The sequence below is a fragment of the Stenotrophomonas sp. STEN030 genome, from assembly GCF_056759995.1.
On sequence record NZ_JBRREB010000019.1, the window covers coordinates 48628 to 72229 of the forward strand.

Below are 23602 nucleotides of genomic sequence, written 5' to 3' on the forward strand. Positions count from 1 at the left end.
ATGAAAAACGTCGTGAAGATTGCGTGAATGCAGAAGGGCGTTGAAAATAACGCCCCCTCTCTTACGCTCGCAGCCGTTCCCCACACGGCTTCGTCATCATGTTGACCATCACCACGCCTGTGGGCCTGTCGCATCCTCCGGATGACAGTTCCTGCGCCATCGATGTATTGGCTGCCGCGCTGGACCAGCGCGACAGCTATACCGACCACCACTGCGATCGCGTCTCACAACTTGCCCAGGCCATGGGCCGTCGCTGTGATCTGTCCGAAGAGCGCATCGCCCATCTTGTGCTTGCTGCACGCTTCCATGATGTCGGCAAGATCGGCATCCGTGACGAGGTACTGCTGCATCCGGGCAAGTTGGACGAGGACAAAATCTCGGCGATGCGCACTCATCCGGAACGTGGCGCACGCCTGTTCGCCGCCACCGGCCGCAGTGACGCCAAGGCCGTTGCCACGCTGATCCGCCATCACCATGAAGCCTGGGACGGCAGCGGCTATCCGCATGGCCTGCAGGGTGAAGACATTCCACTTGAGTCGCGCATCCTGACCATCGTCGATGGCTTCGATGCGTTGACCTCGCAGCGCCCGTATCGCGGCCCGATGCCGATGCAGCGTGCCATCGAGATCCTGGCCAACGACCGCGGGCGTTTGATCGACCGACGTCTGTTCGGCGAGTTCATGGGCCTGCTGCGCGGTGATAGCGCGCCGGCCACCTGAGCCTTCGCTTCACAACACCGGCGACATCATCGCCACGGCGTTGCGCACCAAACGCGTGGCCAAGGGCCACGCCATCACCTGCGACAACAGTACCGGTTCGGATACCGACAGATAGCGTTGCTGTCGCTGCACGATGCTGGCGGTGACTGCGCTGTCGGCGATCAGCAGATTGCTCTCGAAGTTCAATTCAAGACTGCGCCGATCCATATTGGCCGAGCCGATCAAGGCGATCTCGCCGTCCACGCTCAGCGACTTGGCATGCAGCAGGCCCAGCGGGTACTCGTAGACCTCAACGCCACACTGCAGCAGATCAGCATAGGTGCTGCGACTGCTCTGCCCTACCAGCCAGGAGTCATTGCGCTTGGGGAAGATCAGCCGCGTGCGCACCCCACGACGTGGTGCCGCGCAGATCGCGCGCAGCAGTGCTTCGTCCGGCACGAAGTACGGCGTGCTGATGATCAACTCATGCCGCGCCGCATAGATGCAGGCCACGAACATATCGGTCATCGCGTTGTGGCGGGTGACCGGGCCGGTTTCAAATGCCATCGCAAGGCAGCCATCGTCAAACTGCGGCTGCGGCGTCTTCACCGCATAAACGTCCAGTCCCTGCTCGCCGGTCTCGGGAATCCAGCCACTGAGAAACAGCCGCTGGATCTGCGCCACCACCGGGCCTTCGCAGCGCAACAGCAGGTCGATCCACGGCGCATAGCTCGGCTTGACCCGGAACTCCGGATCGGCACAGTTCTGACTGCCGCAATAAGCGATGCGGTTGTCGATGACCACGATCTTGCGGTGATCACGCAGGTCCATGCGACTGAACGCCACGTGCTGCAGGCGGGTCAGATCATCCAGGGTGCGCACCAGCCTGACCCCGGCCTGCTGCAACTGAGCCCAGCGCGGGCTGCCACTGAATGCCCGCGAGCCCAGCGCATCCACCATCACCCTGCAGGCCACACCACGTCTTGCCGCCGCAGCCACCGCGTCGGCAACGCGGCCACCGGCACCATCATCCAGCCAGATGTAGAAGGCGATATGCACGCTCTGCTGTGCCTGGCTGATGTCCTGCACCAGCCGATCGATGGCCGCACGGCAATCCTCCATGGGTGCGTTCGCAAGCGCTTGCGCTGCGCCCAGCAGCACGACCCGGTTGCCCGGCTGTGGCGCAAAGCCGTTGATCGATTGCGCCAGCGCAAACAAGGAGGCTGCCTTGTCGCCGATTTCCGCAGCAGCAGGGTCGTGCGGATCGCCCGCCGCCTGCAGCATTCGAACGGTCTGCCGCAGGCGTCGTGCACGTGCACGTCCAATACTGGTTTCGCCCAATAGCAGATAGGCGAACATGCCCAGCAGCGGCGCCAGCATGATCACCGCCACCCACGCCGCGCGCGACGCCGGGGCACGATTGGGCCGGGTCAGCGCCCGCGCAGCAACCAGCAGGTGCGCGATGAAAACCAGCACGCTCACCACCCACTGCATGGGAGCCTGCGGCCAGCCCAGTTCAAATACCATGCTGCTCCTCCCAACGCCGGTGGCGGCACAAGCCAGATCAATAGCACGCCGTTCGTGTGGCTGGGATCAGCATGCGCCTCCCTATCCAGCCAACGGCAGATAAACCGGGCATCACGACAAACACCATCGCCCGCTATTTTTCACCCATCGCAAAGGCTCGGCGGCGCCTGCTATGCCGGCAAACAGCCGGATGGTCCGGCTTGAAGGAGAACGTGATGCGCGTGTCCCGATCAGCTCAAATGATGCTGACAGCAGTTTTACTCAGCGGCAGCTATTCATTGGCACTGGCCGCAGCACCAGCTGGCACCACCATGCCAAGCTATACAGAGCTGGACAAAGACAAGGATGGCATCGTCACCCTGTCCGAAATCGATGTCTATCCGCCGGGTGTTGCTGCGCGACTGCACCACTGCGACAGCAACAAGGACAAGCAGGTGAGCCGTCAGGAATACGCGCAGTGCAGCGCTGCGGCTCACTCTCATGCCCCGGCCAAGTAGCGTAGTGCTGTTCAATTACGCAGTTGAGCCAGCCGGAACCCGCTACCAGACCTCTGAAACCTGCCTTTTTGTGGGAGCGGCATGAGCCGCGAAGCACGCTGATCATCAGATGGCACGGGTGCCTGGCCCAGGCAATGTCTGCTTCGCGGCTCACGCCGCTCCCACAAACAATCGCCCAAGGCGTTCACTTGCTTCGCCCGCGAGGAGACTCGGGTTCGTCAAGCGCTACAACGGCAACCACGGCGCCTGCGCCAAAGCCGTCCGCAGGTGAGTCAACAGCAACTCGGATTCCTCCAACTGCTGCTCGCCGATTGCTGCCAAGGGCCAGATACCTGAGGCATTGAATGCCGCCGCGCCAGTGAAGCGAACCAGCGCAGGCAAATGCACGTCGGCATGAAGCTGAGCCTGGCCCAATGCGCTCAAGCCGTCCATCAGCAGACGCTCGGTGCTGCCACGCAACGCCGACGCCTTTGGCCAGCACACCTGCGTGCCATCCCAGAGGGCCAGGTTCCAGGTCGTACCTTCGCTGATGCGTCCTTGCGCATCGACAAACAACGCATCATCGAACCCCCGCTGCAATGCCTGCCGCCGCAACTGGAACAGCGGGAACGTACCCACGTGTTTGATGTGCGCCAACTCGCGCTGATAACGCAGCGGCAGCACTGAACGCGCAAGCGAAGGTATCTGCGCAGGCGCTCCGATGCCGATCAATACATCCACCGGCACCACACGCAGCGGCTGGCGGAAATCGAACTGTCGCGAAAACACCGTGATCCGCACCGATGCGTCTGGTGTATCCAGCTGCCGCAATGCCTGCTGCAGCCACCCCAGCACCTGCGCGCAATCCAGTTCAACCTCGAACAACTCGCGTGTGCCCTGCTGCAAACGCTCAAGGTGCAGCGCCCAGCCCTGCACCGCACCAGCGCGCACCTGCAGTGAAGTGAAGTGTCCGTAATTGACCAGCGCCGCACTCAACGCGCCGACATCCGCCAGTTGCCCATTGCAGAACAGCACCGTCATGGCCGCGTCTGCGCCTGTGCCCACATCGCGCGCAGGATCTGCGCCGCAGGTGCGCGCTTGACCATCCACGCCGATTGTCCTGCCCATGCCTGCATCGCATCGAGCTTATTTGCGGCACTGGCCTGCTTGCGCATGGCCGCGGTCAGTCCACGCTGCACCGGATAGGGCCTTGGCGCTGGCGCATCAAACGCTTCGGCCGCACGCACATAAGCGGTATCCAAGGCACGTCCGAGCCGTCCACTGAAAGCCCGCGTCGCGCGCGTGGTTTCGGGCTCGGCAACGGCCAGCGCCTGTTTCCACACTGCAGGAATATCGGATTCGTCTGCGGCCAGGAATGCCGTACCTACCTGCACCGCGCTGGCACCGAGCATCAAGGCGGCGGCGACGCCGCGTCCATCGGCAATGCCGCCAGCAGCGATCACCGGCACACTCAGGTGATCAACCAGACGCGGCAACAAGGCGAACAAACCGACCATCTGTCGTTCGGCCTGCGCCGCATCAAACGCACCGCGATGGCCACCTGCCTCCATACCCTGTGCGACGACTGCATCGGCACCGGCGGCCTGCGCCTGCAGTGCTTCACTCAAGGTCGTCGCACATGCGAACCAGGCAATACCGGCCGCCTGCAGCCGCGCCACCTGCGCGGCAGAGAACACGCCCATGATGGTTGAAGCCACCGCTGGCCGGGCGGCAATCAGCGCATCGAACTGGGCATCAAAATCGGCAGGACCAGCATCGCCAGCTTCTGCTGCAACCTGTGGCCCCCACTGCGCCAGAAACTCGCGCGTAGCCGCCTCGGCGGCAGGGTCACGTTGCGGAGCAGGATCCGGCACCCATAGATTGACCTGCGCCGGCCCCTGCGACTGCTGGCCAAATGCATGCATCCATTGCGTGATCTGTTCCGGCGTGGACAGCACTGCGCCCATCGCGCCCATGCTGCCGGCATTGGCTACCGCGGCAGACAGTGGCACCGGACAGGCGCCGGCCATCGGCGCCAGCAGGATAGGAAGTTCAAGACCGAAGCGTTGGCAGAACGCTTCGGTCCGCGCTGAAATGACGGCGTTGTGCATGGCGGTGATGTTGCCGCCGGTGCCTATGCCACTCAGCGTAGCGAGAGGGCGTAGGAACGCACCAGCTGGCTGTCCATCTCTTCGTTGAAAGTGAAGTTCACATACTGCGCATCATCGGCGGGGAAATCCACTTCCACCCGCGACCGGCCGATTTCGGCACCCGACTCGTCCAATGCCCGCGCCAGGAATGCACCCTTGTACGGCTTGGTTGCCACCACATACACCGAGGCGTCCTTGGAGCCCATGCCGCGGCTCTTGCCCAAGGTCACGGTCATGCCGTTGCTGACAATTTCCGGCGCCACATCGAGCTTGAGCGACATGCGCTTATCAACGCCTTCGCCCAGACCAGCGACGAAATCGGTAGCGGTGCCGCTGATCGCGCTGCCGGCTTTCTGTGAGATCGAGCGATCTTCACCACACGCGCTCAGCGCCAGCACTGCCAGTACCAGATACATCCTGTTGTTCATGCACCACTCCTTTCTAATCTGTTGGACTAAGTTGCAATCAACGGAACGGCAGGCCGCCCTTGCCACCCATGGCGCCGAGCATGCCCTTCATGTTGCGCATCATGCCCTTCATACCGCCACCGGCCAGCTTGCCCATCATCTTTTCCATCTGCATGTACTGCTTCATCAGCTTGTTGACGTCGGCAGGCTGGGTGCCGGAACCGCGCGCGATGCGGGCGCGACGCGAGCCATTGAGCAGGCCCGGATTGCGGCGCTCTTTCTTGGTCATCGACCCGATGATGGCGATCATGCGCGGCACTTCCTTGCTCTGGCTGACCTGCGCCTTGAGGTGCTCGGGGATCTGGCCCAGGCCCGGCAGCTTGTCCATCAGGCCGCCGATGCCGCCCATGTTCTGCATTTGTTCCAGTTGGTCGCGCATGTCGTTCAGGTCGAACTTCTTGCCCTTGGCGACCTTCTCGGCCAGCTTCTGCGCCTTGTCCTTGTCGACCTGCTGCTCGACCTGCTCGACCAGCGACAGCACGTCGCCCATGTCGAGGATGCGGCTGGCCACACGTTCCGGATGGAACACATCCAGGCCGTCGACCTTTTCACCGGTACCGGTGAACTTGATCGGCTTGCCGGTGATGTAGCGCACGCTCAGCGCGGCACCGCCACGGGCGTCACCGTCGGTCTTGGTCAGCACCACGCCGGTCAGCGGCAATGCTTCACCGAAGGCCTTGGCGGTGTTGGCCGCGTCCTGACCGGTCATGGCATCGACCACGAACAGGGTTTCAGCCGGGTTGACCGCCGCGTGCAGGGCCTTGATCTCGGCCATCATCGCTTCGTCGATGGCCAGGCGGCCGGCAGTATCGACCAGCAGCACGTCGACGAACGACTTGCGCGCGTCATCGATGGCGGCGCGCACGATGTCGACCGGCTTCTGGTCTGCTGCGGACGGGAAGAACAGCACGTCGACCTGTTCGGCCAGCGTCTTCAGCTGCTCGATGGCCGCCGGACGATAGACGTCGGCGGAAACCACCATCACCTTCTTCTTGCGCTTTTCCTTCAGGTGCTTGGCCAGCTTGCCGACCGTGGTGGTCTTACCGGCACCCTGCAGGCCCGCCATCAGGATGATGGCCGGCGCCGGCACATTGAGGTTCAGGTCGGTGGCCTGCGCGCCCATCACGGCGGTCAGCTCATCGCGCACCACCTTGATCAGGGCCTGGCCCGGGGTCAGCGACTTGAGCACCTCCTGGCCGACCGCGCGGACCTTGATCTTCTCGATCAGGGCCTGCACCACCGGCAGGGCCACATCGGCCTCCAGCAGAGCGATGCGCACCTCACGGGTGGCCTCGCGGATGTTTTCTTCAGTCAGGCGGCCGCGCCCACGCAGGCGCTCGATGGTGCCGGAAAGGCGCTGGGTCAGTGACTCGAACATGCGACGGAACCTGCGGAAATCGTGGAAACAGAGACAGTTAGTATAGCGGCCAGCCGCCGCCACCGCCGGTTCAGATCGCCAGAGGCGGGCCTGTATGCGAAACTGCATCGATGACAATCGTTCTCATCGCCGCCGCGCTCTATCTGGTGTCCACCGCCCTGCTGGTGCGCGGGCTGGCCGGCGAGCGCAGTCCGCCCCCACGCAGTTGGCTGTTGCCGACCATCGCCGCCGTGCTGCTGCACGCCGGTTACCACCTGATGGTGGCGATGAACACCGCTGGCGGCCCGGACATGCACTTCTTCGCGGCACTGTCGCTGGTAGGCCTGGGCATGGCGGCACTGACCGCCGTGGTTGGCGCGCGCGGGCGCATGTCGGCGCTGGGCGTGGTGGTGTTCCCGATGGCGGCGATCCTGCTGCTGGCCTACCACGGCTACGGCCATGAGCCGAGCAAACTGCTGGGCTGGCGCCTGGCCACCCACGCCTGGCTTGCGCTGCTGGCCTACGCCACGCTGAGCGTTGCCGCGCTGTTGGCCATCATGCTGTGGCTGCAGGAGCGGGCCTTGCGCCGGCGCGATTTCCGCCCCTGGCTGCGCGCCCTGCCGCCTCTGGCAGACCTGGAGACCCTGCTATTCCGCACGATCACGGTCGGTTTCTGCCTGCTGACCCTGACCCTGCTGACCGGCGTGCTGTTCGTCGACAACCTGCTCGCGCAGAAGCTGGTGCACAAGACCGTGCTCAGCGTGCTGTCGTGGATCGTATTCGGCACCTTGCTGATCGGCCGTCGCCGTTACGGCTGGCGCGGCAGCAAGGCCGTGCACTGGACCCTGACCGCGATGGCACTGCTGCTGCTGGCGTTCTTCGGCAGCAGGTTCGTGATCGAACTGGTGCTGGGCCGCGGCTGAGCCCCGACCGGTAGTGCCGAGCCATGCTCGGCAAGGGCGTTACCAGCAATGCATCGGCTCATTCGCATTTTGTGGGAGCGGCGTAAGCCGCGAAGCTGGCTGCAATGAAATTGCGGGCACCTTTGGATCGGATCGACTATCAGCTTCGCGGCTTACGCCGCTCACACTAGCTGCATCCCCCGGAAAGCCCCTGCCGAGCATGGCTCGGCACTACAGTCGCCGCTTATTCCATCGCTGCTTCCAGCGCCTGCGACAGCCGCTCCACCGCAATCACTTCCATGCCTTTCACCGTACCAGCCTTCGGCGCATTGGCCTTGGGCACGATCGCGCGTTTGAAACCATGCGTCGCCGCTTCGCGCAGGCGATCCTCGCCATTGGGCACCGGACGGATTTCGCCGGACAAACCTACTTCGCCGAAGGCAATGGTTTTCTCCGCCAGCGGCCGGTCCTGCAGCGAGGACAGCACCGCAAGCAGCACCGGCAAATCGACTGCAGTTTCCTGCACGCGAATGCCACCGACCACATTCACGAACACGTCCTGGTCGCCGACCAGCACGCCACCATGGCGATGCAGTACCGCCAGCAGCATTGCCAAGCGGTTCTGCTCCAGACCCACCGCCACCCGGCGCGGATTGGACAGCGGTGAGGAATCCACCAGCGCCTGCACTTCCACCAGCAGCGGCCGCGTGCCTTCGCGGGTCACCATCACGCAGCTGCCCGGCTGGCGGGTACTGCCACCGGACAGGAAGATCGCCGAAGGATTGGGTACTTCCTTCAAACCCTTCTCGCCCATCGCAAACACGCCCAGCTCATTGACTGCGCCGAAGCGGTTCTTGAAGGCGCGCAGGATGCGGAAACGGCTCCCGCTTTCACCTTCGAAATACAGCACCGCATCCACCATATGCTCCAGCACGCGCGGGCCGGCGATACCGCCCTCTTTGGTGACATGGCCGACCAGAAATACAGCTGTACCGGTTTCCTTGGCAAAGCGCACCAGCCGCGCTGCACTTTCGCGCACCTGGCTGACCGAACCCGGCGCAGCCGTCAGCGCCTCGGTCCACAACGTCTGCACCGAGTCGGCGACGATCAGCTTGGGCCGCGCCTTCACCGCGTGCTGCAGGATGTTCTCGACACCGGTCTCGGACAGTGCGTTGATGCCCTCCAGCGGCAGGTCCAGACGCACCGCACGCCCCGCCACCTGCGAAAGCGACTCTTCACCGGTGACGTACAGCACCGGCAAGCTGCTGGCCATCTTGGCCACCGCCTGCAGCAGCAGCGTGGACTTGCCGATACCCGGATCACCGCCAACGAGCACCACCGCGCCTTCCACCAAGCCACCGCCCAGCACCCGGTCGAACTCGCTGATGCCGGTGGAAACCCGCATATGCTCGGTCTGCTGTACGTCCTTCAAGGCAGTGATCTTGGGCGCCTCGACCTTGCCGGCCCAGCCGCTGCGGCGCGCCGCCGGCGCCTTTGCCGAAGCTGCAGTCTCCAGCACGATCTCGCTCAGCACGTTCCACACACCGCATTCGGTGCATTGGCCCTGCCACTTGCTGTACTCGGCGCCACATTCGCTGCAGACGTATGCACTGCGGGTCTTGGCCATGGAAATTCCTATCTGCGTCAGCGCCGCAGGATAGCCCACCAAGGTCGCAAAGGCTGCGACAGCTAAAGTCCGCACTATTGCTGCCGCTAGGTAAGCGGGGCTTTGCTCCATCTCGACGTTCAGGAATTCGCATGATCGGCACTTACAACCAGGGCCTCGTTGTCGTCTCGTTACTGGTGGCGATCCTTGCCTCCTATACCGCTCTGGACATGTCCGCGCGCGTAGCCAACAGCCAAAGCCGCAGAGCCGCGCGCATCTGGCTGGTGGGCGGCGCGGTGGCCATGGGTCTGGGAATCTGGTCGATGCATTTCATCGGCATGCTGGCCTTCAAGCTGCCAATCCCGGTGGGCTACGACCTCTTTCTCACCACCTGCTCGTTGGCGGCCTCTGTTGGCGCATCGATGTACGCGCTGTGGCTGGTGTCGCGCCAACGCTTGCCTGTCGGCCGCCTGCTGTCCGGCGCGATACTGATGGGCTCGGGCATCGCGGCCATGCACTACATCGGCATGGCCGCGATGCAGATGCAACCGGGCATCGACTATGACCCGATCTGGTTCACCGCCTCGATCCTGATCGCCATTGGCGCCTCGGCAGCGGCACTGTGGATCGCTCAGCGTCTGCGCCATGAGCAGCCCAGACTGGTGCCGATGCGCCTGCTGGCATCACTGGTGATGGGCGTGGCCATTGTCGGCATGCACTACACCGGGATGGCCGCCGCGCGCTTCCCTGCCGGTTCGTTCTGCGGCGCCATCAGCGACGGTGGACTGGACACACACCTGCTCGCTGGACTGGTCATCGTCACCACCATTGCCACCCTGTCGGTCGCACTGCTGGCCTCGGTGTTCGACGGGCAGATGCGGTTACGCACAGGCGTACTCGCCCATTCGCTGGCCAATGCCAATGAAAAGCTGGTGCAGGCCGCGTTGCACGACCCCCTGACCCAATTGCCCAATCGGGTGCTGCTGCAGGACCGCATCGAGCGCGCCATCGAGAAGGCCAACCGGCGCGAATTTGGACTCGCGTTGATGTTCTGCGACCTGGACGGCTTCAAGAACGTCAACGATGCCTACGGCCACCAACTTGGCGACCGCCTGCTGGTGCAGTTCAGCAGGAAGGTCAGCGCGCTGCTGCGCAGCCAGGACACCTTCGCCCGCCTCGGTGGCGATGAGTTCGTCATCGTGATGGCAATTGATTCACCCGACGACGCAGCCCTGATGGCCGAGCAGATCAGCGCCGCCATCAGCGCGCCCTTCCTGATAGACAATGCCGAGCTTCTGGTCAGCGCCAGCATCGGCATCGCCCTGTATCCGGAAGATGCAAGCAACGAACGCGAGCTGATGATGCATGCTGATGCAGCGATGTATCACGTCAAGCACAGCGGGCGGAACGGCCATGCGTTCTTCACCTCGACCATGCAGGCTGGCACCCGTCAGCGCCTGCGCTTGTTGCAGGACCTGCGCCACGCGACTGCGCGCAATGAGCTGGTGCTGCACTACCAGCCAAAGTTCCCAGCCGGTGGCAGTCGTGCCAACGGTGCTGAAGCGCTGCTGCGCTGGAACCATCCGGAGCTGGGCCTGCTATCGCCCGATGTGTTCATTCCCGTTGCCGAGCGCAGCGGCCTGATCATCCCAATTGGCGAATGGGTGCTGGACGCAGCCTGCGCGCAGCTGCGCGCCTGGCATGACGCCGGCAATAGCGATTGGTCGATGGCGGTAAACCTGTCGCCATTGCAGTTCGCCTCGCCGACGCTGGTGGAGACGGTGCGCTGCGCGCTTGAGCGTTACGCGCTGAATCCGCGCCAGTTGACCCTGGAGGTCACCGAAAGCACTGCAATGAAGGACGTGGACGCCAGCCTGCAGATGCTGGAAGCCCTGACGGCGATGGGCGTACGCATTGCCATCGATGACTTCGGCACCGGTTACTCCAGCCTGCTCTATCTCAAGCGCATGCCGGCAACGGAACTGAAGATCGACCGCGCCTTCGTCCGCGACCTCGAGCACAACAGCGAGGATGCCGCCATCGTTTCCTCGATCATTGCGTTGGGTCGCACGCTACAGCTGCAGGTCGTCGCTGAAGGCGTGGAGACCGAGGCGCAACGCAACTTCCTCGGTGAGCTGGGTTGTGATGTGTTGCAGGGCTACCACCTGGGCCGGCCGGTGGCCGCGGCCGAGTTCATGCGCTGCAACAGCTGAGGCAATCCCGCCATTTGTGGGAGCGGCATAAGCCGCGAAGCTGATGGATCAGCAGATCTTGGGAATGCCGATTCCTGAGGGAATTCCTGCTTCGCGGCTTATGCCGCTCCCACAACCACGGTCGGCTGATGGTTTGTTGGGAATGCCCCTGCCGAGCATGGGTCGGCACTACAAAGAACCAAAACAAAGGCCGCCTTTCGGCGGCCTTTGCTATGCATCAAGCGATCGAGCCGCTCAGTGCATCATGTGGTGATTCATGTTCCACATGACCCACAGCGTGCCCAGCACGATGATGCCGATCACCACCAGGGTGAACATGCCGGCATTGACGTTCCAGCGGGCAGCCGAGGAACGGTCAAGGTGCAGGAAGAACACCAGGTGCACCAGCAGCTGCAGGATGCCTGCAACCACGATCACCGCGCCGGTGGCGAAGCTGGACATGCCACCGCTCATCACCACCCAGAACGGGATGATGGTGAGCACGGCAGCCAGCACGAAGCCGATCAGGTAAGACTTGACGCTGCCGTGGCTCTCGCCAGCGGCACCGTGTGCATGATTGTCATGTGCGGACATTACATCGCTCCCGACAGATAAACGACAGAGAACACGCCAATCCAGACCAGATCCAGGAAGTGCCAGAACAGGCTCAGGCACGCCATGCGGGTCTTGTTGCGCGGGGTCAGGCCATCCTGCTTGAGCTGGACGAACATCACCGCCAACCACAACAGACCAGCGGTAACGTGCAGACCGTGGGTACCAACCAGGGCGAAGAACGCCGACAGGAAGGCACTCTTGTCCGGGCCGTGGCCGTTATGGATCAGGTGGTTGAACTCCCAGATTTCCATGCCCATGAAGCCGGCACCCAGCAGCCAGGTAATGGCCAGCCAGAAGAACATCAGGCCCTTCTTGGACTGGTGCATGGCGATCATGCCCAGGCCGAAGGTCAGCGAGGACACCAGCAGCAGCGCGGTTTCCCACGCCACGAACGGCAGTTCAAACAGATCCTTGGCCGACGGGCCACCATTGGTGCCGCCGGACAGAACCACATACGTCACGAACAGGGTGGCAAAGATGAGCAGATCGCTCATCAGGTACACCCAGAAACCGAAGACGGTGTTCTCGCTGGTGTCGTGATGCTCGTGATGATCATCACCATGGTCCGCAGCGTGCGCTGCGGAACCGTGGGTCATCGTGTGGGCGTTCGTGCTCATGCCTTCACCTCGGTCTTCACCAAGCCCTGCGCTTCCAGGTGCTTACGGTGTTCGTTCTCGATACGTTCCACCTCGGCAGCCGGCACCCAGTAATCCACGTCCTTGTCGAAGGTACGGTAGATGAAGGTGGCGATCATGCCGACCAGGCCGATGATGGCGAGCACCCAGATGTGCCAGACCATCGCAAAGCCCAGCACCAGGCTGAACGCGCCGATCACAACGCCAGTGCCGGTGTTCTTCGGCATATGGATGTCGCTGTACTTGGCCGGCTTCTGCCAGGCTTCGCCGCGCTGCTTGCGGTGCCAGAATTCGTCCAGCTCCTCACCCTTGGGCAGGGTGGCGAAGTTGTAGAACTGCACCGGAGAAGCGGTTTCCCACTCCAGGGTACGGGCATCCCACGGATCGCCAGTCAGGTCAGCGTTCTTCTTGCGGTCGCGGATGGACACGGCGATCTGGATCACCTGGCACAGGATGCCCAGGGCGATGATCGCAGCACCAATCGCGGCAACCACGAAGTACGGCTGGTAGTCCATGTTCGGGTAGCTCTGCATACGACGCGTCGCACCCATGAAGCCCAGTGCGTACAGCGGCATGAAGGCCACGTAGAAGCCGATGAACCAGCCCCAGAACGCACGCTTGCCCCAGGTCTCATTCAAGGTGAAGCCGAACATCTTCGGCCACCAGTAAGTGATACCGGCAAACATACCGAACACCACGCCGCCGATGATGACGTTGTGGAAGTGGGCAATCAGGAACAGCGAGTTGTGCAACACGAAGTCGATGGCCGGGATCGCCAACATCACGCCGGTCATGCCGCCGATGGTGAAGGTGACCATGAAGCCGATCGTCCACAACACCGGCGAGGTGAAGTGCACGCGGCCGCGGTACATCGTGAACAGCCAGTTGAAGATCTTCACGCCGGTCGGGATCGAGATGATCATCGTCGTGATGCCGAAGAAGGCATTGACGTTGGCACCCGAGCCCATGGTGAAGAAGTGGTGCAACCACACCAGGAACGACAACACACCGATCGCACAGGTGGCGTAAACCATGCCCTTGTAGCCGAACAGGGTCTTGCGCGAGAACGTGGCGATCACTTCAGAGAACACACCAAATGCCGGCAGCACCAGGATATAGACTTCCGGGTGACCCCAGATCCAGATCAGGTTGATGTACAGCATGGCGTTGCCGCCACCATCGTTGGTGAAGAAGTGCGTACCCAGGTAACGATCCAGGGTCAGCAACACCAGGGTGATGGTCAACACCGGGAAGGCAGCAATGATCAGCAGGTTGGTGACCAGAGCGGTCCAGCTGAACACCGGCATGTGCATCAGCTTCATGCCCGGGCTACGCATCTTGAGGATGGTGATGAAGAAGTTGATACCGCTCAGCGTGGTACCCAGGCCTGATACCTGCAGCGCCCAGATGTAGTAATCCATACCTACGCTTGGACTGTATTCCAACCCCGACAAGGGCGGGAACGCCAACCAACCGGTCGCGGCGAATTCACCGATCCACAGCGAGATCATCATCAGGCCGCAGCCTGCGACGAACAGCCAGAAGCTCAGCGAGTTCAGGAACGGGAAGGCAACGTCGCGGGCACCAATCTGCAGCGGCACCACCAGGTTCATCAAACCGGTGATCAGCGGCATGGCCACGAAGAAGATCATGATCACGCCGTGGGCGGTGAAGATCTGGTCGTAGTGGTGTGGCGGCAGATAGCCTTCAGCGCCGCCAGCGGCAATCGCCTGCTGGGCACGCATCATGATCGCGTCGGAGAAGCCGCGCAGCAGCATCACGAACGCCACGATCAGGTACATCGCGCCGATCTTCTTGTGGTCCACCGAGGTGAACCACTCCTTCCACAGGTAGCCCCACAGCTTGAACTTGGTGACCGCGGCTACTACAGCCAGGCCGCCCAGCATCGCGCCGATGAGGGTGGAGAGCACGATTGGATCGTGCGGCAGTGAATCAAGAGAGAGTTTTCCAAGCATCGTCATTCTCCCGAGGTGCCGTGGCCGGCATGTGCGGCTTCGGCGGGCTCGTTGGCATTGTGACCGGCGTGGCCGTCAGCCTCGGCGGCAGCAGGAGCAGCGGCGGCGGCAGGAGCGGCATGGCTCATGGCGGCGTGGTCCATCGCGTCATGGCCCATCGCAGCGTGGTCCATGGCTTCAGGCTGCATCGCCTCGTGGCCAGCACCTTCGTGCGACATCTTCTTGCCATCGTGCTTCATGCCGAAGTGGTGATTCTCACCGGCGTGCTTGGCAATGATGGTGTTGAACAGGCCCTTCTCGGTGCTGCCGTAATAGGTCACCGGGTACCAGTCGTGGTTCTTCTCGGCGCCCAGTTCGGCGAAGGACTTCTGGTCCAGCACCTTGGCGTCGCCACGAACCTTGGCCAACCAGGCCTGGTATTCCTCGTTGCTCACCGCGTGCGCAGTGAAATGCATCTTGCTGAAGCCGGCGCCGCTGTAATGCGAGGACAGGCCTTCATAGCTGCCAGCTTCGTTGGCAACCAGATGCAGCTTGGTCTCCATGCCAGCCATCGAGTAGATCATGCTGCCCAGATGCGGAATGAAGAACGCATTCATCACCGTATCGGCGGTGATCTTGAAGTTCAGCGGAGCATCAACCGGGAAGGTCAGCTCGTTGACCACGGCGATGTTCTCTTCCGGGTAGACGAACAGCCACTTCCAGTCCAGCGAGATCGCTTCGATCACCACCGGCTTGGTATCAGACTCCAGCGGCTTGTACGGATCCAGCGCATGCGAAGAACGCCAGGTCAGCACGGCCAGGACCAGAATGATCATGCACGGGATCGACCAGACCACCACTTCAATGGCGGTGGAGTGAGACCAGTTGGGCTCATAACGGGCCTTGGTGTTGGATGCGCGGTACTTCCACGCGAACACCAGCGTCAGCACGATCACAGGAATGACCACCAGCAACATCAGCACCGTACAGGTGATCAGCAGCGTGAGTTCATCCCGGGCGATCTGGCCCTTGGGGTCAAACAGGGCCCAGTCGCAGCCCGTCATCATGACGGCCATAGCGACAATGAGGCCCGGACGCAAAAAGCGTCCAAGAGTTTTCAACGGAATCATCGGTCGATCCAATTGCGAGGGAGAGCCGGATCTGGCAAGCCCATACATGCAAACGCAAACGAGCGCCCGGGGATTGCCCTCCGGGAGACATGTAGGGGGTTGTCAGATTTCAGCCCCGCAATTTTAGGCCTTCACGCACCACTTAAGAAAGGTATTGACAATGATTTCGCGCAGCAAAAGCGGGCAATCCTGTGCGACACGTTGTCGCACCCGTGTGGTGCGCACGGCAGATTCGGCAAAAGCGCGACACTGATTGCAGCGGCACCGCAGGCCCCTTTGCCTTCAGACCTGCCGGTGAGCGGCACGCTCATATGACACGTGCCTAAGGAAGAAGACCGACCCTGACATCAATGAATGCGCGCGATCCGCAACCGCGGTCGCGAGACTCGTTCAGGTTAATGAGCAAAACCGCCATCCAGTACGACGACGCAGCGTCGCAGCCCCAACGCCGCATCAGCATCCACCTTGGCCGCCAACAACCGGATATGGGCATCGTCCAGCGCAGCTGCGCGTGCCGCCCTCAACACCACGCTTGCTCCTTGTACAAGCGCGGCGCAATGACGACACAGCCCCACTCGCTGCCAGTGTTAAAGCGACCACCTCACCAAACGCCCACAGAAAAGGCCCACACGAGGCGGGCCTGATCTGGTGCCGGAAATAGGAATCGAACCTACGACCTACGCATTACGAATGCGCCGCTCTACCAACTGAGCTATTCCGGCGAAGTCGCGAATTGTAGGCAAAGCGAGTAGCTGCGGTCAATCCACCCGTCACTTGAGTCCATCCCAAGCATCCGGATGCCTGCGAGCACCACACCTTGGCGACAGCTCCTGCTAAACGTCCAACGAGGTAACACCACAGGGAACGCCGTTGTTTTACCGCCCCAACCGCCGCGCCGCAGCCAACCGATAAGCCCGCAACCGCGCATGCAACATCGGGTCACCCGCAAACCCTATCCCCGCAGGCAGCAGCGCGGGATCAAATGCCATTTTGCGCTGACTGGCCTGCTGTGGCGCCAGCCGCTCCAGCCAGATATGGCCCAGCGCGAACGATGGCGCGGCCGGGTCCCAGCTGCGGGTGATGTCAGTCGGGTCCTCGCCTTCGGGCACCGGGGTGAACAGCAGGGCGAATACCACGCTGCCTTTGGACAGTTCCCCGCGCATGCGCTTGTCCAGGTAATCAGGACCGTCCGGCGGTGCGCGGGCCACGTAGGGTTTGGTCGCGCGCACACTGAGGCGGCCGATCCGTGCATGCCCATCCGTGGCGATCAGCCGGTAGGCATGCAGCATGTGGTAATCCAAGGCGCTGAAGCTGCTGGTCACCGCACCTGCGCGCAATTCCTCGAAATGCGCCACCGCCGGGCAGCCGGCCATCTGTGCGGCCAGCATCGCTGGCGAGCGCTCGCGTTGGTTCAGCGCGTTCAAAAATGTGAGAAACGCTTCCGGGTCACCGGCCGGGAAGCCCTCCAGCGAGTGCCCGACCAGCACCATCGCCGCCTTGTTGCCAATCCGCAGCGCTATGCCGCGCGGTTCGCCCGCGGGGCTGCGTTGATCGATATGCGGATTGGCGCCCGAGCTTGAGAAGCGCGCCAGCACGCGCAGATCTTCGCCGCCGAATACCGCAGCCATGCAGAACTGCGGTGCGGTTGAGGTGGCGCGGAAGTGCCCCTCCACCAGCAGGCCGCGCGCATGATTCACTCGCCCACCGGCCGCAACCTTTGCCCCGAACTGCAGGGCTGCGAACAACGCCTGCGACATGTCTGTCGCCATCGCCATGTCCTCCCACCGCAGTACCGTGGCGCCAAACAGCAGCACACGGGAACGCGGCGCTGTTCAGCGCTCTACCAGGCCTGGGTGCAGCGCGATATGTTTGTATTCGAGGAAATCTTCCAGCGCGGCCAATCCATTGAGCCGCCCCAGCCCTGACTGTTTGAATCCGCCCTCCTCCGTGCCGTCAAACACCCGCGCCCAGTCGTTGATCCAGACCGAGCCGGCATCGAGTGCCTCGGCTACACGTAGTGCGCGGTCCACGTCGCGCGTCCATACGCTGGCGGCCAATCCATATTCGTTGTCATTGGCCAGGCGGATAGCCTGTGCCTCATCGCTGAAGCGTTGAATGGTGAGCACCGGGCCGAAGGTTTCCTGCTGGATGATCGGCAGCGCGTTATCGAACACTTCCAGCAAAGCCGGGCGGAAGAAAGCGCCCTTGCGCAGCGGGCCGGTAGTAATGGGGCCACCCCGTTCCACCACGATCGCACCGGAACTGATCGCTTCCTGCACCACTGCATCCACCCGCTCCACATTGGCGCGATCGATCAACGGCCCCATGTCGCTGCTCGGGTCGGCCGCAGGCCCAACCTTGACCATGCGCAGGCGTGCACCCATGCCATCGCGCACCGCATCGTAGATGTGGTCATGCACCAACAGACGTGAGCCGGTCATGCAGAACTGGCCACTGAATACCGTCAGCGCTTTTTCGATCACCGGTAGCGCCTGGCCCAGATCGGCGTCTTCAAACAGGATCATCGGCGTCTTGCCGCCCAGCTCCATGCCGAAGCGCTTGAGATGTTTTGCGCCGGTGCTGCTGATCGCGCGGCCGGTGCGGGTGGAGCCGGTAAAACTCACCACCGGAACCTGTGGTGTATCCACCAGATAGCTGGAACCTTCCGGGCCACTTTCGAAGAACAGATTGATCACCCCACGCGGCAAGGATTCGGCCTCAGCCATGATCTTGGCCATCGTGCTGGCGGTCTGCGCTACCTGCGAAGGTAACTTGATCACAGTTGTACAGCCCGCAGCCAGCGCTGGCGCCAATGAGCGGATGGTCAATACCACGGGCGAATTCCACGGCGCGATCACTGCCGCAACACCCATAGGTTGGCGCAGAATCATCGACAGCCGGCCCGGTTTTGGCCGCAGCGAGCGCCCGGCTTCAAGCATCGCCGTCGCCGCCGAATAGCGCAGCTTGCTCGGCACCATGTCGAGCTCGAACGCGGCCTCGGCAGTGATCTTGCCGTTCTCCAGCGACAATATCTCCGCCAGTCGGTCACGGTTGCGCTCGAATGCCTGCGCCAACTGTTCAAGCACCCGTGCACGCAGCTCATGGTCGTGCGCCCACATGGTCTGCTGGAACGCCTGCAATGCCGCAGACACCGCCGCCATCGCCGCCGCGCGACCGTTGTCCGGGTAACTACCAATCACCTCGTACGTAGCCGGATCTATCGAATCCTTGAGCACACCATCAAAGCGCGGAATGCCGTTGATCCAGTTGGCTGCTCGGCGCAGTTGCTCTGGTGACTTGCTTGCACCGCTCATGGGGCCTCCACACATTGACTAGTCATGATCTGAAGAACGTTCCTTGCCTGGTGCCCAATAGCGACGCACCACTGATACCAGCGCCTGTACCAACGGCGCGCTGATGTTGACCACGATCGGCACGATGATCAGCGTCGACCCCATAACCCGCAGTGGCAACGGCCAATGCTGGAAATATGAGCCCAGCAGACTCAACACCGTCAGCACGGTGGGATACACCGCCAGCCAGATCAGCACGGTGCGTTTCAACCGCGGCGCGAGCTCGGTGCGCCACATCAGCTGTCTGCATCCCGCATCCATTGGCTGATGCGCTCGGCCAACATGATCACCGTCGGGTTGGTTGCCACGCAGGGCACATCCGGGAACGCCGAGGCATCTGCAACGCGCAGACCATCAATGCCGCGCACACGCCCTTGGTAGTCGAGCACCGCATGTACATCATTGGCACCGCCCATCGGCGCGGTGGAGGTGGGATGGTGGTAGATATCCAAGGCAGTGGGCAGGGCCGCCTCCAACGCTTCGTACGAGGTCGACAGCGCACCCGGAACCATTTCCTCGGCGATCAACGCCGCCAATGGCCCCTGTCGGGCGATGCGCCGGATCAGCTCGATACCTTCCACCATCAGTTGCCGGTCCTGCGTTTCGGCCAACAGATTGAGAGCGATGACCGGCGCCGCGTCGGGCGCCCGCGAGCGCAGCGTCACCGTGCCCAGCGAGCTCGGCCGGGTCAGCGCCAGCGCCAGCATGAAAATCGCGCCGGTGGGCGATGCCTCCGGATCACCGTAATGCACTGCCGATACATGGAAGTCGCCGACGTTGGCTGCGGCTTTTGACGACCTCGCCCACAGGATGGCGCCCACAGGCGGCACTGGTAGCCCAAGCCGGTCTGCACGTGCAGACCAGGTGGTGTAGAAAAAGGGATGCTCCTGCAGTCGCTGACCGACCGGCAGATTGGCGACCACATCAATATCCAGTTCCTGCAGATCCTTTGCCGGCCCAATGCCCGAACGCAGCAAGACTGCCGCTGTGCCGTAGGTTCCCGCACTCAGCACGATGTTGTCGGCTTCGATGCGCTGACCATCGGACAACACCACTGCAACAGCGCGCCGACCCTCAACGGCGACCCGGTCAACCAAGGTCTGGCTGCGGATGCACAGATTGGGGCGCATCCGCACATCAAGCGATAGATAGGTCATGCCGGTATTGAGCCGCTGCCCCATCCGGTTGTTCATCGGGTACGGGCCAACACCAAAGGGTTGATCGCTGTTGAAATCAGTCACCTTGGCAAAGCCGGCCTGTACAGCAGATGCGACAAAGGCACGTTGCATGTCCGAAACTTCATCGTCCTGCAGGTAATGGATAGGCCACGGTCCGCTGCGGCCATGAAAGGCATCGTCACCATGTACCGTGCGCTCGCTACGCTGGAAGAACGGCAACACATCCTGCGCAGTCCAATGCTCAAGCCCGGCCGCGGTCCAGCGTTCGAAGTCACCTGCGGGCGCGCGCATCGCCACGCCCGCATTGACCGCCGAACAACCACCAAGCACCTTGCCGCGCGGAACCGGCATCGTCGTGCCATAGATGTTCGGCTCGGCCGAATAGCCCCAATCGTGTGCGCCATCGCCACCGATGATGTTCTGCAGGCGCACCGCATCGGGGTAGGCATCCGGCGCATAGGCCAGCCCAGCCTCTATCAACAGCACACGCCGGAATGGATCCTCACTGAGTCGGCTCGCCATCACCGCGCCAGCCGAACCGCCACCGACAATCACCACGTCGTAATGCGCGTCATCTGAAATCGCCGCTGCATGCGCACTGTCACCATGCACCTGTACGCCTGTACCCGCGTATTTTTGCTGACTAGCCATGGCGAACATCTCCTTGCGGCAAACCCTTCAAACCAACTTCCGCCACCTGCAAACGCGTTGACGCAAATGCTGTTGGCAACGGGACCATGGCGATCATCCTCGGCCGTTCATGGCGCAGGCGGAATCCGTGCGACCGTCATCACACTCAGGAACAAATGTCCTCAGTCCTCTCTTCGCTGGAATCATTGAATGGCTTGATCGCATTCGCCACAGCCGTGCGGGCCGGCAGCTTTTCAGCGGCTGGGCGGCAGCTCGGCCTGTCCGCGTCTGCTGTAGGCAAAGCTGTCGAACGGCTGGAGCTGCGTTTGGGCACCCGCCTGCTCAATCGCACCACCCGCTCGCTGGCGCTCACCGGCGAAGGTGAAGTGCTATATCACTACGCTGACAAGGTACTGAAGGACCTGCAGGAAGCCGAGCGCGAATTGAACATGCGTCAAAGCACCGCTCGCGGGCGCCTGAAGGTCACTGCCAACCCCATTCTTGGACGCAGGTTCGTGCTGCCAATGTTGCACGACTTCCATACCCGCTATCCGGAGGTCAACGTCGCCCTCAGTCTTGATGCACAGCGGCTGGATATCGTTGAAGAAGGCTATGACCTGGCGTTGTGGGCTGGCGAACTGAAAGACTCCAGCCTGCAGGCACGTCGTCTCGGATCGTATGCATTGGTCACCTGCGCCGCACCAAGCTATCTCGCCGAGCACGGAACACCGGCCTCTCCCGCCGACCTGGGTCGCCATTGCTGCCTCTACTATCGTCACCGCGACAATGAACGGCTGGAGCCTTGGCGATTCCAAGGCAACACAATCCCCAAGCCTCCTGCCCCGGACTGCGCCCTCAACGACATCGGCGCGTTGGTGAGCGCAGCCGTGGCTGGGCTCGGCATCGTGCAGCTGGCGGACTACGTGGTGTCCGAGGAAATCAGCAACGGGCGACTACAGCAAGTGCTGGGCAACCATGCCATCGCCCCGGCCGGTATCTTCCTGGTCTGGCCACCAATGTCCGCACAGGTGCCGCGAGTACGCGTCTTCATTGACTTCATGGCGAAGCGTGCAAGCGACCAGCTCAATGGCTGCGACAGCGCTGCAGTGCAGTTGCCATGAACGAACAAAGCCGACCCAGAGGGCCGGCTTTATCGGGTTGTACGCAGAGTTGAGGCTCAGTCCACAAGACGCAGACGCAATTCCTTTGGCAGTGCAAACACCATGGTTTCCGGCTCGCCGCCGGTTTCGCGGACGTTGCCAGCGCCAAGCTCGCGCAAACGCGCGATGACACCATCCACCAGCACCTGCGGTGCCGAGGCGCCGGCGGTCAGGCCGATATGCTTCTTGCCCACTACCCATTGCGGGTCGATCTCGTCGGCACCATCGATCAGATAGGACTCCACGCCTTCACGACGTGCAAGCTCACTGAGGCGGTTGGAGTTGGAGCTGTTCGGCGAACCCACCACCAGCACCAGATCACACTGCGTGGCCAGATCGCGCACCGCATCCTGACGGTTCTGCGTGGCGTAGCAGATGTCGTCGTTCTTCGGCCCCTGCACCATCGGGAAATGTTTGCGCAGCGCTTCGATCACCGCGCGGGTGTCATCCACCGACAACGTAGTCTGGGTGGTGAAGGCGAAGTTTTCCGGCTGCGAAACCTGCAGCGCTTCCACGTCTTCAACACTCTCGACCAGATAGATGTTGCCCTTGCCGTTCTCGCGGTTCCACTGGCCCATGGTGCCTTCCACTTCGGGATGACCTTCGTGGCCAATCAGCACCACATCGCGGCCAGCACGGCAGTGACGAGCCACTTCCAGATGCACCTTGGTCACCAGCGGGCAGGTGGCATCGAATACCTTCAGGCCACGGCGATCGGCTTCGACGCGCACCGCCTGCGAAACACCATGCGCGCTGAAGATGACGGTATTGCCGTCCGGCACTTCGTCGAGCTCTTCAACGAAAATGGCGCCGCGTGCCTTCAGGTCATCGACCACGAAGCGGTTGTGCACCACTTCATGGCGCACATAGATCGGCGCGCCCAGGGTTTCGATGGCGCGTTTTACGATCTCGATGGCGCGGTCTACACCGGCACAGAAACCACGGGGATTGGCGAGCAATACGTCCATCTTCAACGACTCCGACCGCTGACGGTCGCAAATGCGGGAACAGGTGCCGGAATCATCCGGCCTTTTTTTCGGCCTTGCCATCGAGCAAGCCCATCAAGGCGATACCGATAGCGCCGCCCACGATCGCCGCGTCGGCGATGTTGAACGACGGCCAGTAGTTGTCACCTACATACCATTGAATGAAATCGATGACGTGACCGTGAATCTGGCGGTCAATGACGTTACCGATGGCACCACCGATCACCAACGCGTAAGGCAGCGCACTGCGCCAGCTGGCGCGCGGTGTACGCGACAGCCAGAACGCCATCAGGCCGCTGATTGCGATGGCCAGGAAGGTGAAGAACCACAACTGCCAGCCACCGGCATCGCTGAGGAAGCTGAATGCTGCGCCGGTGTTGTAGGTGCGGTACCAGTTCCAGAAACCGTCGATCACCGGCACCGGGGTGAACTCGGGCAGGCTGGACAGCACCCAGGCCTTGCTCCACTGGTCCAGACCGATCACGGCCACGGATACCAGCAGGTAGATCAACGCATTGGGTTTAACAGCCTTTGCTTGCATGTAATACGCCTGTAGTGGACTGCGATGAAGCGGATGAGAGGCTT

22 protein-coding genes and 1 tRNA gene are annotated in these 23602 nt (G+C 62.3%); 5 read left to right on the top strand and 18 right to left on the bottom strand.

Features of this window, described 5'->3' with window-relative positions:
• Positions 1-98 precede the first annotated feature (98 nt).
• Positions 99-719, top strand: a complete 621-nt coding sequence (locus tag ACVOLR_RS08615; RefSeq protein ID WP_481536083.1) for an HD-GYP domain-containing protein — start codon at positions 99-101, stop codon at positions 717-719.
• Between the two features lie 9 nt (positions 720-728).
• Here the strand turns inward: ACVOLR_RS08615 and cls are convergent, their stop codons facing one another.
• Positions 729-2225 (bottom strand): cardiolipin synthase, encoded by a 1497-nt coding sequence (cls, locus tag ACVOLR_RS08620; RefSeq protein WP_481536084.1) that lies wholly within the window; start codon positions 2223-2225, stop codon positions 729-731.
• A 71-nt stretch (positions 2226-2296) separates the two neighbouring features.
• Here cls and ACVOLR_RS08625 point away from each other — a divergent pair, with 71 nt between their 5' ends.
• The gene (locus ACVOLR_RS08625) at positions 2297-2722 is read left to right on the top strand and encodes a hypothetical protein (RefSeq protein WP_481536085.1); all 426 of its coding nucleotides are present in this window, start codon (positions 2297-2299) and stop codon (positions 2720-2722) included.
• A gap of 225 nt (positions 2723-2947) precedes the next feature.
• Here the strand turns inward: ACVOLR_RS08625 and ACVOLR_RS08630 are convergent, their stop codons facing one another.
• The 4 genes from ACVOLR_RS08630 to ffh are packed head-to-tail and all read right to left on the bottom strand — an operon-like array spanning position 2948 to position 6696.
• Positions 2948-3742, bottom strand: coding sequence for an aminotransferase class IV (locus tag ACVOLR_RS08630; RefSeq protein WP_481536086.1), 795 nt, complete (start codon positions 3740-3742; stop codon positions 2948-2950).
• Positions 3739-4812 carry an NAD(P)H-dependent flavin oxidoreductase gene (locus ACVOLR_RS08635; RefSeq protein ID WP_481536087.1) on the bottom strand — a complete coding sequence of 358 codons (1074 nt, stop codon included), beginning with the start codon at positions 4810-4812 and terminating at the stop codon, positions 3739-3741. The genes ACVOLR_RS08630 and ACVOLR_RS08635 overlap by 4 nt, the downstream gene beginning before the upstream one ends.
• 32 nt (positions 4813-4844) lie before the next feature.
• A complete protein-coding gene (locus ACVOLR_RS08640) occupies positions 4845-5279 on the bottom strand; it encodes a hypothetical protein (RefSeq protein ID WP_481517790.1) in 435 nt (144 codons plus the stop codon).
• A gap of 37 nt (positions 5280-5316) precedes the next feature.
• Complete coding sequence (gene ffh / locus ACVOLR_RS08645) at positions 5317-6696, bottom strand: signal recognition particle protein (protein ID WP_481536088.1); 1380 nt, start codon at positions 6694-6696, stop codon at positions 5317-5319.
• 110 nt (positions 6697-6806) lie between these two features.
• On the opposite strand from ffh, the gene ACVOLR_RS08650 reads away from it, so the two are divergent.
• Complete coding sequence (locus tag ACVOLR_RS08650) at positions 6807-7598, top strand: cytochrome C assembly family protein (protein ID WP_481536089.1); 792 nt, start codon at positions 6807-6809, stop codon at positions 7596-7598.
• 223 nt (positions 7599-7821) lie between these two features.
• Here the strand turns inward: ACVOLR_RS08650 and radA are convergent, their stop codons facing one another.
• A complete protein-coding gene (gene radA / locus ACVOLR_RS08655) occupies positions 7822-9204 on the bottom strand; it encodes a DNA repair protein RadA (protein WP_481536090.1) in 1383 nt (460 codons plus the stop codon).
• 131 nt (positions 9205-9335) lie between these two features.
• Here radA and ACVOLR_RS08660 point away from each other — a divergent pair, with 131 nt between their 5' ends.
• Entirely contained in the window at positions 9336-11396 is a 2061-nt protein-coding gene (locus tag ACVOLR_RS08660; protein ID WP_481536091.1) for a putative bifunctional diguanylate cyclase/phosphodiesterase, read from the top strand.
• A 234-nt stretch (positions 11397-11630) separates the two neighbouring features.
• Here ACVOLR_RS08660 and cyoD read toward each other — a convergent pair whose 3' ends face one another.
• From cyoD to ACVOLR_RS08710, 10 genes are all read right to left on the bottom strand, one after another.
• Positions 11631-11969 (bottom strand): cytochrome o ubiquinol oxidase subunit IV, encoded by a 339-nt coding sequence (cyoD, locus tag ACVOLR_RS08665; RefSeq protein ID WP_282271076.1) that lies wholly within the window; start codon positions 11967-11969, stop codon positions 11631-11633.
• A complete protein-coding gene (cyoC, locus tag ACVOLR_RS08670; RefSeq protein WP_481511135.1) occupies positions 11969-12607 on the bottom strand; it encodes a cytochrome o ubiquinol oxidase subunit III in 639 nt (212 codons plus the stop codon). Before cyoC ends, cyoD begins: the two co-directional genes overlap by 1 nt.
• Complete coding sequence (gene cyoB / locus ACVOLR_RS08675; RefSeq protein WP_481536092.1) at positions 12604-14601, bottom strand: cytochrome o ubiquinol oxidase subunit I; 1998 nt, start codon at positions 14599-14601, stop codon at positions 12604-12606. The genes cyoC and cyoB overlap by 4 nt, the downstream gene beginning before the upstream one ends.
• A gap of 2 nt (positions 14602-14603) precedes the next feature.
• Positions 14604-15710, bottom strand: coding sequence for a ubiquinol oxidase subunit II (gene cyoA / locus ACVOLR_RS08680; protein WP_481536093.1), 1107 nt, complete (start codon positions 15708-15710; stop codon positions 14604-14606).
• A gap of 395 nt (positions 15711-16105) precedes the next feature.
• Positions 16106-16240 (bottom strand): hypothetical protein, encoded by a 135-nt coding sequence (locus ACVOLR_RS08685; protein ID WP_481536094.1) that lies wholly within the window; start codon positions 16238-16240, stop codon positions 16106-16108.
• Positions 16241-16356: 116 nt separating this feature from the next.
• Positions 16357-16432: transfer RNA gene (locus tag ACVOLR_RS08690), tRNA-Thr, on the bottom strand.
• A 153-nt stretch (positions 16433-16585) separates the two neighbouring features.
• Positions 16586-17479 (bottom strand): catalase, encoded by an 894-nt coding sequence (locus ACVOLR_RS08695; RefSeq protein WP_481536095.1) that lies wholly within the window; start codon positions 17477-17479, stop codon positions 16586-16588.
• A 63-nt stretch (positions 17480-17542) separates the two neighbouring features.
• Positions 17543-19024 (bottom strand): aldehyde dehydrogenase family protein, encoded by a 1482-nt coding sequence (locus ACVOLR_RS08700; RefSeq protein ID WP_481536096.1) that lies wholly within the window; start codon positions 19022-19024, stop codon positions 17543-17545.
• An 18-nt stretch (positions 19025-19042) separates the two neighbouring features.
• A complete protein-coding gene (locus ACVOLR_RS08705; protein WP_481536097.1) occupies positions 19043-19300 on the bottom strand; it encodes a hypothetical protein in 258 nt (85 codons plus the stop codon).
• Positions 19300-20892 carry a GMC family oxidoreductase gene (locus ACVOLR_RS08710; protein ID WP_481536098.1) on the bottom strand — a complete coding sequence of 531 codons (1593 nt, stop codon included), beginning with the start codon at positions 20890-20892 and terminating at the stop codon, positions 19300-19302. The genes ACVOLR_RS08705 and ACVOLR_RS08710 overlap by 1 nt, the downstream gene beginning before the upstream one ends.
• 155 nt (positions 20893-21047) lie before the next feature.
• On the opposite strand from ACVOLR_RS08710, the gene ACVOLR_RS08715 reads away from it, so the two are divergent.
• The gene (locus tag ACVOLR_RS08715) at positions 21048-21992 is read left to right on the top strand and encodes a LysR family transcriptional regulator (RefSeq protein ID WP_481536099.1); all 945 of its coding nucleotides are present in this window, start codon (positions 21048-21050) and stop codon (positions 21990-21992) included.
• A 56-nt stretch (positions 21993-22048) separates the two neighbouring features.
• On the opposite strand, the gene ispH is transcribed toward ACVOLR_RS08715, so the two are convergent.
• A complete protein-coding gene (gene ispH / locus ACVOLR_RS08720) occupies positions 22049-22999 on the bottom strand; it encodes a 4-hydroxy-3-methylbut-2-enyl diphosphate reductase (RefSeq protein WP_481536100.1) in 951 nt (316 codons plus the stop codon).
• A 52-nt stretch (positions 23000-23051) separates the two neighbouring features.
• Entirely contained in the window at positions 23052-23558 is a 507-nt protein-coding gene (lspA, locus tag ACVOLR_RS08725; RefSeq protein ID WP_481536101.1) for a signal peptidase II, read from the bottom strand.
• Positions 23559-23602: the final 44 nt, after the last annotated feature.

Coding starts and splice junctions, on each gene's coding strand:
- ACVOLR_RS08615 (WP_481536083.1), top strand. CDS start 99: ATGTTGACCATCACCACGCCTGTGGGCCTGTCGCATCCTCCGGATGAC.
- cls (WP_481536084.1), bottom strand. CDS start 2,225: ATGGTATTTGAACTGGGCTGGCCGCAGGCTCCCATGCAGTGGGTGGTG.
- ACVOLR_RS08625 (WP_481536085.1), top strand. CDS start 2,297: ATGCGCCTCCCTATCCAGCCAACGGCAGATAAACCGGGCATCACGACA.
- ACVOLR_RS08630 (WP_481536086.1), bottom strand. CDS start 3,742: ATGACGGTGCTGTTCTGCAATGGGCAACTGGCGGATGTCGGCGCGTTG.
- ACVOLR_RS08635 (WP_481536087.1), bottom strand. CDS start 4,812: ATGCACAACGCCGTCATTTCAGCGCGGACCGAAGCGTTCTGCCAACGC.
- ACVOLR_RS08640 (WP_481517790.1), bottom strand. CDS start 5,279: ATGAACAACAGGATGTATCTGGTACTGGCAGTGCTGGCGCTGAGCGCG.
- ffh (WP_481536088.1), bottom strand. CDS start 6,696: ATGTTCGAGTCACTGACCCAGCGCCTTTCCGGCACCATCGAGCGCCTG.
- ACVOLR_RS08650 (WP_481536089.1), top strand. CDS start 6,807: ATGACAATCGTTCTCATCGCCGCCGCGCTCTATCTGGTGTCCACCGCC.
- radA (WP_481536090.1), bottom strand. CDS start 9,204: ATGGCCAAGACCCGCAGTGCATACGTCTGCAGCGAATGTGGCGCCGAG.
- ACVOLR_RS08660 (WP_481536091.1), top strand. CDS start 9,336: ATGATCGGCACTTACAACCAGGGCCTCGTTGTCGTCTCGTTACTGGTG.
- cyoD (WP_282271076.1), bottom strand. CDS start 11,969: ATGTCCGCACATGACAATCATGCACACGGTGCCGCTGGCGAGAGCCAC.
- cyoC (WP_481511135.1), bottom strand. CDS start 12,607: ATGAGCACGAACGCCCACACGATGACCCACGGTTCCGCAGCGCACGCT.
- cyoB (WP_481536092.1), bottom strand. CDS start 14,601: ATGCTTGGAAAACTCTCTCTTGATTCACTGCCGCACGATCCAATCGTG.
- cyoA (WP_481536093.1), bottom strand. CDS start 15,710: ATGATTCCGTTGAAAACTCTTGGACGCTTTTTGCGTCCGGGCCTCATT.
- ACVOLR_RS08695 (WP_481536095.1), bottom strand. CDS start 17,479: ATGGCGACAGACATGTCGCAGGCGTTGTTCGCAGCCCTGCAGTTCGGG.
- ACVOLR_RS08700 (WP_481536096.1), bottom strand. CDS start 19,024: ATGAGCGGTGCAAGCAAGTCACCAGAGCAACTGCGCCGAGCAGCCAAC.
- ACVOLR_RS08705 (WP_481536097.1), bottom strand. CDS start 19,300: ATGTGGCGCACCGAGCTCGCGCCGCGGTTGAAACGCACCGTGCTGATC.
- ACVOLR_RS08710 (WP_481536098.1), bottom strand. CDS start 20,892: ATGGCTAGTCAGCAAAAATACGCGGGTACAGGCGTACAGGTGCATGGT.
- ACVOLR_RS08715 (WP_481536099.1), top strand. CDS start 21,048: ATGTCCTCAGTCCTCTCTTCGCTGGAATCATTGAATGGCTTGATCGCA.
- ispH (WP_481536100.1), bottom strand. CDS start 22,999: ATGGACGTATTGCTCGCCAATCCCCGTGGTTTCTGTGCCGGTGTAGAC.
- lspA (WP_481536101.1), bottom strand. CDS start 23,558: ATGCAAGCAAAGGCTGTTAAACCCAATGCGTTGATCTACCTGCTGGTA.